This is a genomic window from Mesorhizobium sp. M9A.F.Ca.ET.002.03.1.2 (assembly GCF_003952365.1).
GTDB lineage: Bacteria > Pseudomonadota > Alphaproteobacteria > Rhizobiales > Rhizobiaceae > Mesorhizobium.
Map to the genome: position 1 here is coordinate 3,850,835 of NZ_CP034443.1, position 13,729 is coordinate 3,864,563.

Consider the following 13,729-nt stretch of genomic DNA (forward strand, 5'->3'; position numbering starts at 1 on the left):
AGCGGACCCTGTGGAATTGCCGGTGCGAGGATGGCCTGGCCCGTCGTGCCGGCATCAAAGCGCCGACAGGGTCTCCGGCGTCGCAGGTGTCTGGAGGACGGGCGCCGACTGGAACTGCTTGGTGATGTCCCTGAGCGCCCGCGTGGTTTGGCTGGACAGCACCGGCGGGCGCTCGGCGGCGCTGGTCGCAGCCTGCTCGGCATTCTTCTTTTCCGCTTCCTCGGCCTTGGCCGCGATCTTCTCGTCGACGAACGGATGATCGAGACCGGGGATCGGCTTGAGGTCGATATTCTGGTGCGCATAGACCATCAGCCGCTGCCACACCATCGCCGGCAGCGAGCCGCCGGTCATGTTGTTGGTCGGGGTGAAGTCGTCATTGCCGAGCCACACGGCAGCCGTGTAGTTTCCGGTGAAGCCGACATACCAGGCGTCGCGGTAAGACTGCGTGGTGCCGGTCTTGCCGGCCGAAACGATGTTGGGAAGGGCGGCGCGCCGTGCCGTGCCCATCACCGGCACCGCCGCCAGCACGGTGTTCATGGATTTCAGCGCCTGTTCCGACAGCACACGGTGCGGCGGCGGCGCATCCTTGGCGAAATCGTAAACCACCTCGCCGGTACGGGTGACGAGCTGGGTGATGCCATGCCGGGAGCCGACAAAGCCGTTCTGGGCGAACACGCTATAACCTGTCGCCTGGTCCATTACGGTCATGCCCGATGTGCCGAGCACCATCGTCTTGTGCGATTCGAGCGGCGATTCGACGCCCATGGCCTCCGCCATCGCCTTGATCGGCTTGATGCCGAGATAATTCTTGGCCAGCCGGACGGGTACGGTGTTGATCGATTTGGCGACCGCCGTGATCAGCGTGACATTGCCGGCCGATCCGCCATTGTAATTGTGAGGCGACCAGTTGCCCCAGGAGATCGGCCCGCCGGAAACGACGGAGTCCGGTGTGAAGCCATGCTCCATCGCCGTTGCATAGACGTAGGGTTTAAACGATGAGCCGCTCTGGCGCAGCGCCTTGGTGGCGCGGTTGAACTGGCTGGCACCGTAGTCGCGGCCGCCGACGATCGCCCTGACCGCGCCATTGGTTTCGATGACGACCATGGCACCTTCGGTGACGTTGTATTCCTTGCCGAACTGACGGAGATGAAACTCCATCGATTCTTCCGCCGCCTTCTGGATGTTGGCGTCGAAAGTGGTGTGAGCGACCAGCGAATGCTGGCCGGACTTCGCCGCGATCTTCTTGACCTCGTCGAATGCCCAGTCGAGGTAGTAATCCGGGCTCTTCTGCTCGCCGCGATCGACGATTTCGGCCGGATGCAGCCGCGCCTGCAGCACTTGGCCCTCGCTCATGAAGCCGGCGTCGACGAGATTGGACAGCACCACATTGGCCCGCGCCCTGGCAGCAGGCAGGTTGATGTGCGGCGCGTATTTGGTCGGCGCCTTGAACAGGCCGGCCAGCATCGCCGCTTCGGCGAGGTTTAGATCCTTGACGCTTTTGCCGAAATAGAAATCGGCGGCCGCTTCGATGCCGAAGGTGCCGCCGCCCATATAGACGCGATCGAGATAGAGCTGCAGGATCTCCTTCTTCGACAGATTGGCCTCGAGCCACAGCGACAGGAAGGCTTCCTTGATCTTGCGCTCCAATGTGCGTTCATTGGTCAGGAACAGGTTCTTGGCCAACTGCTGGGTGATGCTCGAGCCGCCCTGCACCACGGAATTCGCCCGCACATTCTCGAAGATCGCGCGCGAAAGGCCGAGCGCATCGATGCCGTGGTGATCGAAGAAACGGCGATCCTCCGTGGCCAGTACCGCTTTGATGACCTGGTCGGGCATCTCGTCGACTGGCACCGAGTCACGCTGGATGATGCCGCGCTGGCCGATCTCGTTGCCGTAGCGGTCGAGGAAGGTGACGGCGAAGTCGCCCTGGGCGCGCCAGTCACCTGCGGTTTCCTGGAAGGCCGGCAAGGCGAGCGCCAGCATGACGACGATGCCGCCGGCACCGAGCGTGAAGCCCTCGCTCAAAAGTTCGATGATGCCGCGGCGCCAGCCGGTGACGCGGAAACGCCGGAAAAAAATCGTGGCCGCTTCCCAGAACCGGCGCGCCTTGAAGCCGATGTCGTAGAGCGAGGAATCGAACCACGCATCGGCCGCGAGCAACCTTGCGGCGATCGGACCTCTTCTCTTGCGTGGTTCCAAAGGAGTGCCCATTCCAGGAATCCGGCTGCGGCGCCGCCGTGAACTGAAACTGCGTGCGGCAATTTCAGGGCAGCGCCCCAGCCAAGACTATTCGTCCATTTTTGCGTGGCCCACAAGGGCGAGGGGTGCGGTTTGTCGATCCGAGGGGCGATCCAAGGCCACGCCACCGCCTTGCGGCTCGGTTTGGCGTCCGATGTCACCGCGCGGCCATAAAGCGCAGAAAATGCGCCACGTCGGCTTCGCTGGGTTCCTGGCCGGTGAAACTGCGCAGATAGGCAGCGAGATGACTGACTCTTGCCTCGACTGGCTCCTTGAGGTCGAGCACATAATAGCCGATCTGCATGTAGTAGAGCACGCGGGCGCGGATGAAGGCGTCCTCTTCACCATAGCCGTGACGGCGATACATGTCGCGTATTGCGCCCAGGCGGTCATTGTCGGCCTGGTCAATGGCCCGGCGCACGTCGTCTGAGCGACGCGCCCATTCCCGGATGGCGAAGTCGAGCCGCGGATCGAACAGGCGCTCGTCCGCCCAGCATTCGAACACGTTCATGACGCCCATGATGATGCTCTCGGCCGGCCGCTGAGCGCGTTCGACAATCGCTTTGGTGTTAGTGTTGCGCCAATGGGCAAGCAACTGGTCGAGCAGATCCTGGCGGCTCTCGAAATACCAGTAGAAGCTTGAGCGCGAAACGCCGAGCTTCTGGCCGAGCGGCAGCACGCGCACGCTTTCGATGCCGTCTGAAATCATTGTCTTGAGTGCAAGATCGATCCAGTCCCAGCGCGTCACCTTGATGTTGCCGGGCGCCGGCTCGTCCTGCGGAGCAATCATGATCATGGCCGCACAATAGGCATGACGGGGGGTGCATACAACCGTACTAGACACATATGTACAGTGCAAGTATCCTGCCAACGAACTGGGCCGAGCGGCCGGCGCGCGTCATCGCGGCCTCGCTTACGATCCCCAAGGCAAGGCAATACGGCAATGAGGAGTATCCGCCATGGTCGATGACGCGGCACACAACCTCAGGCGCGAACGCCGGCGCGGACGAAGCGGCGAGGCCGGCAGCGAGACCAGCCGCCGGCCGGACTATCGTTCGCTGAAGAATCCGTTTCTGCCGCAGCCGATCTTTTCGGCCGATCAGGTCGCCGCGATCCACGACACGGCGCTGCGCGTGCTCGAGGAACTTGGCGTCAAGGTGCTGCTGCCTGAGGCGCGCGCTCGCTTCGCCCGCGCCGGTGCATCGGTCGACGAGGACAGCCAGATGGTGCGCATCGGTCGCGACATCGTTGCGGCGGCGCTGGCTTCGGCGCCGAAATCGATCCGGGCGCATGCCGGCGACCGTGCCCGCGACCTGACGCTCGAGCTCGGCTCGATGACGTTCCTGGCGGGATCAGGAGCGCCGAACGTCACCGATCTAGAGCGCGGCCGGCGGCCGGGAACGCTTGCCGCTTTCGAGGATCTCATCCGGCTGGTGCAGCATTTCGACGTGCTGCATATCCTCGGCCCCTGCATCGAACCGCAGGACGTCGATAACCGCTTGCGCCACTATGCCGTCAACCGCGCTCAGCTGACGCTGTCGGACAAATTGCCGTTCGTCTTCGCGCGCGGCACGCCGCAAGTCGAGGATGGGTTCGAGATGCTGCGGCTGGCGCGCGGCCTGTCCGAGGACGAATTCCATTCGGGCGCTCATTGCTACACCGTCATTAACACGAACTCGCCACGCCAGCTCGACATTCCGATGGCGCAAGGCATCATCGACTTTGCCAAGGCGGGGCAGGTGTTGGTCATCACGCCCTTCTGCCTGGCCGGCGCCATGGCGCCGATCACCGTTGCCGGCGCGCTGACCCTGCAGCACGCCGAGGCGCTGGCCGGGCTGACGCTGGCCCAGATCGTGCGACCGGGCGCGCCGGTCGTCTATGGCTCTTTCTCGTCCAATGTCGACATGAAATCCGGGGCGCCGGCCTTCGGCACGCCGGAGCACGTCAAGGCGACGCTCGGCGCTGGTCAGCTTGCGCGCTTCACCGGTCTGCCCTGGCGGTCTGGTGGCGGCAGCGCCGCCAACATTTCGGACGCGCAGGCAGCCCACGAAACGCAGTTCGCGCTGTGGGGCTCGGTGCTTGCTGGCGCCACGGTCTGCATCCATGCCGCGGGCTGGCTCGAAGGCGGCTTGAGCGTCTCCTTCGAGAAACTGATCACCGATATCGAGGCGCTGCAGACCATCGCCGAACTCTGCGCTGCGACGCCCGGCGACGAGAGCGCGATCGGCTTCGAGGCCATCGCCGAAGTGCAGCCGGGCGGGCACTTCTTTTCGGCCGGACATACCATGGCGCGCTACCGCACCGCGTTCTACGAGCCGCTGGTGGCCGACTGGTCGAATTTCGGCAACTGGACGCAGGCCGGGTCGAAAACCGCGACTGAGCGCGCCACCGGCATCTGGAAACGGCTGCTTGCCGACTTCCGGCCGCCGGCTTCCGCCGCTGCCACATCGGATGTCCTCGACGAGTTCATAGCCCGGCGCACCGAGCAGGGCGGCGCGGCACCGGTTTCGTGATGAGTTCAGCACGCTCGACCTTGAGGTAGAGCGCGACCAGCGCGCCGCTGTCGTCACGCGTGCTCGGCCCGACGGCGATCACTCACCTTCCTGCGGCTTTTCCTTGGCGCGTGACACTCGACTGGTAAGAGGGAAAAAATATTCATCGGCCATTTGAGACTATTGGGCAGTATTATTTCGCCGATCCATTTTATTGAGTTTGATCAATCAAAAATAGGTCAAAAATTGAAATTTGCGTTCCGAACTCCTATTTTAGGCAGGAAATTCAGGTCCTTCATCCTGGCAAAAGCGGAGATTTTATCGATGGCGGAAATCAGTCGGAATATCATGGAAAAAGCTGAAGCGCGCTTCATGGAAAAGAAGAAGAAAACCGCGGAGCGAAGCCAGGCAATGGCCGAATATGTTTCCGAGGCGAGGGCCAGGGACATCAAGACGGCAAGACTGCGGGCGTTGCGGCTGGCCAAGGAAGAGGCCGACCGCGCCGCGGAGGTGCTCAATCCCGTCGCTCCCAAGAAAAAGCGGGCGGCAATCAAAAAGGCGGGGGGCCGCTTGCCGGCGGTCAAGTCATGAGCCTGACATTTCCAAATGTAAGCCGAAGCTATGAGGAGGCGAGCAGACGGATCCGCTTCGTCGGCTATGACGGCATGTGCCAGATTTCTTTCTTTGTCGATGCAGACGCCATCTCGACGGCTCCGCCGGAGGCGGTGACAGCCGATGCCACATATCTCGCCGCCTTCGATTCGGCCGTCGGTCCCATACATGACGTCGCCAGGAAAGCTTATGCCCGAACCGGCAAGAACATGTATGTGCTGACCGCAGCCGATTTTCGATAAGTCCCGACCGTCCGCGCGGTTGGGGCACTGGAGATCCCGTGATCTGGCGCAAGAACTTCAACGCGGCTACGCTGCAGGCAGGAATCGCTGACGGCGCAAAAGGCCTGTTCAGCCGTGACGGGCGGGGGAGAGGACGATGACCGCGCCGGCTGCCGTGTTGCAGAAGGCCTTGTTCGAAGCGCTGAACGGCGACGGTTCCCTGTCAGCGGCGTTGGGCGGCGCAAAACTGTTCGACCACGCCCCGGAAAACGTCGCGTTTCCCTATGTGACTTTCGGCCGGACCAGCGTCTACGACTGGGCAACAGGCATGGAGAACGCCGCCGAGCAGCTTTTCACGCTGCATTTCTGGTCGAAGTCCGTGACCAGGAAAGAAATGCTCGATGTGATGGATCTGGTCAGCGCCCGCCTCCGGGATGCGGTGCTCTCGCTCGACGAGCATCACCACGTCAATCTCAAGCTCGAATTCACCGAAGCCCGTTACGACGAAGACCTTTCAGCCTATCACGGGCTGCTGCGCTTTCGCGCCGTGACGGAAGAAAACGACTGACGCGCTTTCAATATGGCTGCAAGACAGTCTAGACTGGGTTTGGGATGATTTTGCCGGGTTAGGGCGGCGAAATCATAAGGTCGGTTGTCTCGCGTTTCAGGGGGTGAGATAGGCATGGATTGCAGGCGTTCACTGTTCATTTCACGTTCAGCACCGATGCGTTAGAACGCTGATCATGAAAACGCTTCGCTCCCATTTCCGAACCGCGACACTGGCGCTCTGCGTTGCCGGTCTGTTCGCGTCGCAGGCGACGGCGGCCGACTGCTACGCGATCGGTCAGCAGGTTGCCCAGCAGAATGGCGGCACGCTGGCCAAGGCGTCGCAGTCGACGCGCGGTGGCCAGCCGGTCTGCGTCATCGTCGTGCTGGTCCCGGGCAAGGAAGGGCAGCGTCCGCGCCGTTCCGAGATCGTCGTTCCGCTGAACTGATCCCGGCCGTTTCCCAGGCCGCTGGAATCGGCCTATATCTGACACCGGACCCGACAACAGGCTTGACGCGTCAATAGGCCGAGCTCTTCAACAGGTAGTGATCCCGCATGCGCGTACTCGTTGTCGAAGATGACAAGGATCTCAACCGGCAGATATCGGAAGCGCTGGTCGATGCCGGCTATGTCGTCGACCGGGCCTTCGACGGCGAAGAGGGCCATTTCCTCGGCGACACCGAACCCTACGACGCCGTGGTGCTCGACATCGGCCTGCCGCAGATGGACGGCATCAGCGTGGTCGAGCGCTGGCGGCGCGGCGGCCGCAAGATGCCGGTTCTGATCCTGACGGCGCGTGATCGCTGGAGCGACAAGGTATCGGGCATCGACGCCGGCGCCGACGATTATGTCACCAAGCCGTTTCACATCGAAGAGGTGCTGGCCAGGGTCCGGGCGCTCATCCGGCGCGCGGCCGGCCATGCGTCGTCCGAGCTGACCTGCGGGCCGCTGCGGCTCGACACCAAGGCCTCCAAGGCCGATGTCGACGGCGTGCCGCTGAAGCTGACGTCGCACGAATTCCGCCTGCTTGCCTATCTGATGCACCATATGGGTGAGGTGGTGTCCCGGACCGAACTGGTCGAGCATCTCTACGATCAGGATTTCGACCGCGATTCCAACACAATCGAGGTCTTTGTCGGACGGCTTCGCAAGAAGATGGGCATCGACATGATAGAAACCGTTCGCGGCATGGGCTATCGGATGCGTGAGCCGGAGGCGTAAGGCGGAACCGCTCAAACAGACTGCAGGGACGCCGCTTTCGCGGTTCTGGCCGCGTTCGCTGGCGTTTCGGGTGATCGCCTTTTCCACGGTCTGGGCGATCCTTACCCTCGTCGTCATCTTCACCCTCATCACCACGCTGTATCGCCAGGCGAACGAGCGCGGTTTCGACAGCCTGTTGTCGGCGCATCTGTTCAACCTGATCGGCTCGGTCGGCGTGTCCGAAGGCGGTTCGCTGACCGGCGCTCCCGACCTTGGCGATCTCCGGTTCTCGGAGCCGAACTCCGGCTGGTACTGGTCGGTTGAACCTGCGTCGGAGGGCGTGCGCGGTGATCTGCACTCTTCCTCGATGACGAGGGCGATCCCCTCGCCAAGCGTCGCCGAGGTCCCGTTCAATGCCAGTTTCCAGCGCAGCTATGCGACGGAAGGTATCAATGGCGAGGAGCTGGAAGTGTTCGAGAGCGAATTCGTTCTCGACGCGAAAAATCGTGCGGCGCGCTTCCGTGTCATGGGCAACCAGACCGAGCTCGAACAGGAGATCGGCGCCTTCCAGCGTCGCCTGCTGACCTACCTGTCCCTGTTCGGCGTCGGCATGATCGCCATCAACGCCATTGCCATCCTGCTGGGCCTGCAGCCATTGCGCCGGGTCAGGAACGCCCTCGCCATGGTGCGTGAAGGAACCGCCCAAAGGCTCGACGGCCGTTTCCCGGCCGAGATCGAACCGCTCGCCAACGAGACCAACGCGCTGATCGAAAACAACAGGCGTATCGTCGAGCGCTCGCGCACGCAGGTCGGCAACCTCGCCCATTCGCTGAAGACGCCGCTGGCGGTGCTGATCAACGAGGGGCGGGCGCTTGGTGGCGCCAAGGGCAAGCTTATAGCCGAGCAGGCCGCCTCGATGCAGAAGCAGGTCGACCACTATCTGCAGCGCGCGCGCGTCGCGGCGCAACGTGACAGCGTCGTCTATCGTACCCCGGTGGCGCCGCTGGTCCAGCGCATGGTGCGGGTTCTGCAAAAACTCAACCCGCGGACCAATCTGTCGCTTTCGCTGCCGACAGTCGATATCGTCTTTGCCGGCGAACGCGAGGATCTGGAAGAATTGCTTGGGAATTTGCTCGACAACGCCGTGAAATGGGCAAAGAGCGCGGTCGCCGTGTCGGTGGCATCCGTCCCCGTCAACGAAGGCGCCGTCAATCTGTTCGAGATCAGCATCGAGGATGACGGCCCGGGCATTCCCGAAGACAAGGCACGCGAGGCGCTGAAGCGTGGACGGCGCCTCGACGAGACTAAACCGGGGACCGGACTTGGACTTGCCATTGTCGCCGACCTCGTCAACGAGTATGGAGGCGTTCTGGCTCTGGAACGGTCCGGCATGGGCGGATTGAAGGCGGTGGTTCGATTGCGGAGCCTCCAGTGACACTTTTTGCCCAATCGACAATTGATCGACGGTGCGTGATATGGCGGCATGTCGATTGGTCCCGGAGCCGTCGGCCGCGGCCAAATTTCCGACAAACATCGACACTATGGCCACGTCGACCTCCCCGATTGCGCGGCTCCCAACTCTAACTCAAGAAAATCGGTTGTTTGCATGAAGATTCGCGTCGCGCTCGTTTCCGCACTGCTGGCTGTTTCCGGCTGCACGACGCTGGGCAAGAGCCCGGGCGTCACAGTCGCGCCGCAGCCGGCCGCCACGCCGCCAAGCGGCGGCAAGATCGCGACGACAGTCATTTCCGCCATGGGCGGCGGCCTCGTCAGCGGATCGATTGGTACCGGCTTGAGCGATCCCGAGAAGCGCAAGGCGCTGGAGGCGGAATACAAGGCGCTCGAATACACGACGAGCGGCCAGAAGGTGACGTGGAAGGGCGATCGGTCGGCGCATTACGGTGAAGTCGTGCCTGCCCAGCCCTATCGTGTCGGCTCGCAGGACTGCCGGCAATACACCCATACGGTCTTTACCGGCGCCGCCGGCGCCACCGCGCGCGGTACCGCTTGCCGCAACGCCGATGGCAGCTGGACGCCGCTGACCTGATAACCGGCGGGATATCGACCTCGGTCCCTTGATATTGATCAAGGACATTCGACGCGCCTGCCGTCAAAGCGTCGCAGGATGCCTGTGTTGGCAGGGCAGGGCTCTGCCGTTATTGGAAGAAGCATGCTGTTCTGGGTCATAGCTGCCGTTCTCACGCTGGGTGCAAGCCTGGCGGTTCTGCTGCCGCTGGCCGGCGGCCCGAAGGGTGGCTCGGCGAGCAGCGACCATGACCTTGAAGTCTATCGCGACCAGCTGTCCGAGCTTGACCGCGACGTCGCGCGCGGCTTGATCCAGCCGGCGGAGGCCGAAGAGGCGCGTGCCGAAATCGCCCGCCGCATCCTTCGCCTGGACAATGCCAGGGCCGGGGTCGATCCGGCCGACAAGGCAGCGGCGCGGCAGCCGTCGATGGCGACCAGGCTGGTTGCGACGGCTGCGGTCCTGGCGGTCCCCCTGGTCAGTTGGGGGTTGTACAGCCAGCTCGGCTCGCCTGACCTGCCGTCGCAGCCGCTCAGCGAGCGACTGGCGAAGAATCCCGCCGACAGTTCGGTGGACGAGCTGGTGGCGCGCGCCGAGGCCCACCTAGCCGCCAATCCGGCCGATGGCAGGGGATGGGACGTTCTGGCCCCGGTCTATCTGCGCATGCAGCGGTTCTCCGACGCGGTGACGGCCTATCGCAACGCCATTCGCCTCGACGGCGACAGCGCCGCCCGTCAGGCCGGCCTCGGCGAGGCGATCGCCTCCGCCGCGGGCGGCATTGTTTCGGCCGACGCTCAGGCCGCTTTCGAGGCGGCCTTGAAGCTCGATCCGGCAAATCCGAAGGCCAGCTTTTATCTCGCGATGGGCATGGCGCAGGAAGGCCGCATCGAGAAGGCGACAGCGGCCTGGCAGAAAATGCTTGGCGCCTTGCCGCAGGACTCAGCCTGGCGCGGCGCCGTCGAGCAGGCACTGGCCGAAGCCGCCAGGCGCAGCGTCGCTTCGCGAGAGCCTGCGAAAGGCCCGGCCGCCGGGGATGTCGATGCCGCCGCGTCGATGTCGCCGCAGGACAGGGAAGCGATGATCAACACCATGGTTGCGGGACTTGATGAAAAACTTCGGCAAAACCCGCGCGATGCGGAAGGATGGATGCAGCTTATTCGTTCCTATGTGGTGCTGGGCAAGGCCGATCAGGCACGCGACGCGCTCAATCGCGGTATCGCCGTTTTTGGCTCCGATAGTGACGAAGCGAAGAAATTCACCGCCTTCGCCGTCTCGCTTGGCCTGACGGCGACGGAGTAGGAAATGACGCGCAAGCAGAAAAGACTGTCGGTGATCGCCGGAGGGTTGGCCTTTCTCGGTGCCGCAACCGGTCTGACCTTCTACGCGCTCGGCCAGAAGGCGTCCTATTTCTACATGCCCGCCGATCTGACCACCGCCAGCCTGCAGCCCGGGCAGCGCATCAGACTCGGCGGCCTCGTCGAAAAGGGCACGATCGAGCGCGGCCAGGGGGCCACTGTCGCCTTTTCGGTCACCGACAACCAGAAGCAGGTCAAGGTCACCTACACCGGCATTCTTCCCGACCTTTTCCGTGAGGAGCAGGGCGTCATCACTGAAGGCGCGTTTGGCCCGGACGGCGTCTTCGTCGCCGACAGCGTGCTGGCCAAGCACGACGAGAACTACATGCCAAAGGAGGTGGCTGAAGGCCTCAAGTCCAAGGGCGTGTGGCAGGAGAGCAAGAGTGACTAAGCAGGTTCCACAAAAGCCTGCCCTCGGGCTTGACCCGAGGGTGTCCACGGTTTTGCGGCGAGGACCTGTGGCAAAACAAAAACCTGGGTATGGCCACAATGGTTGAAACCGGACATTTCGCCCTGGTCCTGGCGTTCGCGCTGGCGTTGGTGCAGACGCTGGTGCCGTTCTTCGGCGCACGGATGAACAACCGCAAGATGATGGCCGTCGGCGGTCCGGTCGCGGTGACCGGCTTTGCCTTGACCGCTCTGTCCTTTGCGGCGCTGACGATAGCCTATGCGACGTCCGATTTTTCGGTGGCCAACGTCTGGGAGAATTCGCATTCGGCGCAGCCGCTGATTTACAAGATCACCGGCACCTGGGGCAATCACGAGGGCTCGATGCTGCTCTGGGTGCTGATCCTGACCTTCTTCGGCGCGCTCGTCGCTGCTTTCGGCAGCAATCTTCCCGCGACGCTTCGAGCCAATGTGCTGGCCGTGCAAGGGGCGATCGGCGCCACCTTCTTCCTGTTCATCCTGGCGACGTCCAACCCGTTTGCCAGGCTCAATCCGGCGCCGATCGAAGGCCGCGATCTCAATCCGATCCTGCAGGATCTCGGCCTCGCCATCCATCCGCCGCTGCTCTATCTCGGCTATGTCGGCTTTTCGATCTGCTTTTCCTTCTCGGTCGCGGCCCTCATCGAAGGCCGCATCGATGCGTCCTGGGCGCGCTGGGTGCGGCCATGGACGCTGGTCGCCTGGATGTTCCTGACCGGCGGCATCGCCATGGGCTCCTACTGGGCCTATTACGAGCTCGGCTGGGGTGGTTTCTGGTTCTGGGACCCGGTCGAGAACGCCTCCTTCATGCCATGGCTGGCGGGCACGGCGCTGCTCCATTCGGCGATCGTGATGGAAAAGCGCTCGGCCCTGAAGATCTGGACGCTGTTGCTGGCGATCCTGACCTTCTCGCTGTCGCTGCTCGGCACCTTCCTGGTGCGCTCCGGCGTGCTGACCTCCGTCCACGCCTTCGCCACCGATCCGACGCGCGGTGTGTTCATTCTCTGCATCCTGACGCTGTTCATCGGCGGATCGTTGGCGTTGTTCGCCGTTCGCGCCTCGAGGTTGACGGCCGGCGGCTTGTTTCATCCGATTTCGCGCGAAGGGGCGCTGGTTCTCAACAACCTGTTCCTGACCACGGCCACTGCCACCGTGCTGATCGGCACGCTGTATCCGCTGGTGGTCGAGGCCGTTTCAGCCGACAAGATTTCGGTCGGCGCGCCGTTCTTCAACCTGACATTCGGCCCGCTGATGGTGCCGCTTCTGGCCATGGTTCCGTTCGGGCCGCTGCTGGCCTGGAAGCGCGGCGATATTCTCGCCGTCGCCCAGCGCCTGATGACGGCCTTCGCCGTAGCGCTTCTGGCCGTGCTGGTGACAGCCTTGTTCATCGACGGCGCGTCGGTGTTCGCCGCACTTGGCGTCGGCCTGGCCGTCTGGCTGATCTGCGGCGCGCTCACCGATATTGCCGTCAAGTCCGGCTTTGGCACTGTCGCGCCCGGCACCATGCTCAGGCGCTTCGCCGGCCTGCCGCGTTCGGTTTTCGGCACCGCGCTCGCCCATCTCGGCCTCGGGCTGACGACGCTGGGCATCGTCGGCACGCTTTGCTTCGGCACCGAGAAGATACTGTCGATGCATGCGGGCGAGGACGTACAACTGTCCGGCCACACGCTGCGTTTCGAAGGGCTCTATCCGGCCCAGGGGCCTAATTACAGCGAGGATCGCGGCCGCTTCGCCCTGCTCGGCGCCGATGGAAGCACATCAGCTGTAATCACCTCGGCCAAGCGCTCCTATCCGGCCCGACAGATGACGACGACCGAGTCCGGTATCAAGACGATTGGGTTCAGCCAGCTCTACCTCTCGCTCGGCGACGAGGGGACCGACGGCTCCGTCGTGGTGCGGCTGTGGTGGAAGCCGCTGGTGACGCTGATCTGGGGTGGCGGTCTTGTTATGATGGCAGGTGCCGCGATGTCGCTCATGGACCGGCGCCTGCGCGTCGGAGCACCGTCCCGCCGCCGCAAGCCGTCGGGCGCTGTGCCTTCCGCGAGCCTGCCATGACCGCAAGATTTTCGCTGGCCTCGCTGATCCTGCTGCTGACGCTGTTGTTTGCCGGCGCCGCACTCGCGGTGAAGCCCGATGAGGTTCTGGCCGACCCGGCGCTCGAGGCGCGGGCGCGGACGCTTTCGGAGGAGCTGCGCTGCATGGTTTGCCAGAACCAGTCGATCGACGAATCCGATGCCGACCTTGCCCGCGACCTGCGGGTGCTGGTGCGGCAGCGCCTCGTCGCCGGCGACACCGACCGGCAGGTGATCGACTACATCGTTTCCCGCTATGGCGAGTTCGTGCTGTTGAAGCCGCGCTTCAGCCTGCGCAATGCGTTGCTGTGGGGCACGCCGGTCCTTCTGCTCGTTGCCGGCGGGATTTTCATCGTGCTGGCCGCCCGGTCGCGCCGTGCGACGGCAACCAACGCGTTGACCGCCGAGGAGCAGGCGGCGCTGGACAAGATGCTGGGTGACTAACGCATCGGCCCGAAAATCGGAATCGATTTTCGGAAAGCACGATGCGCAGATTCAAGGTGTTAGAGCGTACTTTGTGCGTCCAAATGGACGCACGTCGCT

14 protein-coding genes and 1 pseudogene are annotated in these 13,729 nt (G+C 63.4%); 12 read left to right on the forward strand and 3 right to left on the reverse strand.

What is annotated here, in order from left to right:
* Positions 1-54: 54 nt before the first annotated feature.
* Entirely contained in the window at positions 55-2,211 is a 2,157-nt protein-coding gene (locus EJ066_RS18450; RefSeq protein ID WP_126040376.1) for a penicillin-binding protein 1A, read from the reverse strand.
* 184 nt (positions 2,212-2,395) lie between these two features.
* Complete coding sequence (locus EJ066_RS18455) at positions 2,396-3,034, reverse strand: TetR/AcrR family transcriptional regulator (protein WP_126040378.1); 639 nt, start codon at positions 3,032-3,034, stop codon at positions 2,396-2,398.
* A gap of 163 nt (positions 3,035-3,197) precedes the next feature.
* Here EJ066_RS18455 and EJ066_RS18460 point away from each other — a divergent pair, with 163 nt between their 5' ends.
* Positions 3,198-4,751 carry a trimethylamine methyltransferase family protein gene (locus tag EJ066_RS18460; protein ID WP_126040380.1) on the forward strand — a complete coding sequence of 518 codons (1,554 nt, stop codon included), beginning with the start codon at positions 3,198-3,200 and terminating at the stop codon, positions 4,749-4,751.
* Positions 4,752-4,767: 16 nt separating this feature from the next.
* On the opposite strand, the pseudogene EJ066_RS18465 reads toward EJ066_RS18460, so the two are convergent.
* Positions 4,768-4,859, reverse strand: a pseudogene (locus EJ066_RS18465) (co-chaperone GroES); the annotation flags it as partial.
* A gap of 195 nt (positions 4,860-5,054) precedes the next feature.
* Here EJ066_RS18465 and EJ066_RS18470 point away from each other — a divergent pair.
* From EJ066_RS18470 to EJ066_RS18520, 11 genes are all read left to right on the forward strand, one after another.
* Complete coding sequence (locus tag EJ066_RS18470) at positions 5,055-5,321, forward strand: hypothetical protein (protein ID WP_126043955.1); 267 nt, start codon at positions 5,055-5,057, stop codon at positions 5,319-5,321.
* Positions 5,318-5,584: a DUF1488 domain-containing protein gene (locus tag EJ066_RS18475; protein ID WP_126040382.1), complete on the forward strand. Its 267-nt coding sequence runs from the start codon at positions 5,318-5,320 to the stop codon at positions 5,582-5,584. Before EJ066_RS18470 ends, EJ066_RS18475 begins: the two co-directional genes overlap by 4 nt.
* Positions 5,585-5,720: 136 nt before the next feature.
* The gene (locus EJ066_RS18480; RefSeq protein WP_126040384.1) at positions 5,721-6,131 is read left to right on the forward strand and encodes a DUF3168 domain-containing protein; all 411 of its coding nucleotides are present in this window, start codon (positions 5,721-5,723) and stop codon (positions 6,129-6,131) included.
* Between the two features lie 175 nt (positions 6,132-6,306).
* Entirely contained in the window at positions 6,307-6,558 is a 252-nt protein-coding gene (locus EJ066_RS18485; RefSeq protein ID WP_126040386.1) for a hypothetical protein, read from the forward strand.
* A gap of 107 nt (positions 6,559-6,665) precedes the next feature.
* Positions 6,666-7,331, forward strand: coding sequence for a response regulator transcription factor (locus tag EJ066_RS18490; protein WP_126040388.1), 666 nt, complete (start codon positions 6,666-6,668; stop codon positions 7,329-7,331).
* Complete coding sequence (locus EJ066_RS18495) at positions 7,315-8,745, forward strand: ATP-binding protein (RefSeq protein ID WP_126040390.1); 1,431 nt, start codon at positions 7,315-7,317, stop codon at positions 8,743-8,745. Before EJ066_RS18490 ends, EJ066_RS18495 begins: the two co-directional genes overlap by 17 nt.
* Positions 8,746-8,916: 171 nt before the next feature.
* On the forward strand, positions 8,917-9,357 hold the full coding sequence (locus EJ066_RS18500; RefSeq protein WP_126040392.1) for a hypothetical protein: 441 nt from the start codon (positions 8,917-8,919) through the stop codon (positions 9,355-9,357).
* Positions 9,358-9,480: 123 nt separating this feature from the next.
* On the forward strand, positions 9,481-10,632 hold the full coding sequence (gene ccmI, locus EJ066_RS18505) for a c-type cytochrome biogenesis protein CcmI (protein ID WP_126040394.1): 1,152 nt from the start codon (positions 9,481-9,483) through the stop codon (positions 10,630-10,632).
* Between the two features lie 3 nt (positions 10,633-10,635).
* A complete protein-coding gene (gene ccmE, locus EJ066_RS18510; protein WP_126040396.1) occupies positions 10,636-11,079 on the forward strand; it encodes a cytochrome c maturation protein CcmE in 444 nt (147 codons plus the stop codon).
* 98 nt (positions 11,080-11,177) lie between these two features.
* A complete protein-coding gene (locus tag EJ066_RS18515) occupies positions 11,178-13,169 on the forward strand; it encodes a heme lyase CcmF/NrfE family subunit (protein WP_126040398.1) in 1,992 nt (663 codons plus the stop codon).
* A complete protein-coding gene (locus EJ066_RS18520) occupies positions 13,166-13,630 on the forward strand; it encodes a cytochrome c-type biogenesis protein (protein WP_126040400.1) in 465 nt (154 codons plus the stop codon). Before EJ066_RS18515 ends, EJ066_RS18520 begins: the two co-directional genes overlap by 4 nt.
* The last annotated feature ends 99 nt before the right edge of the window (positions 13,631-13,729 follow it).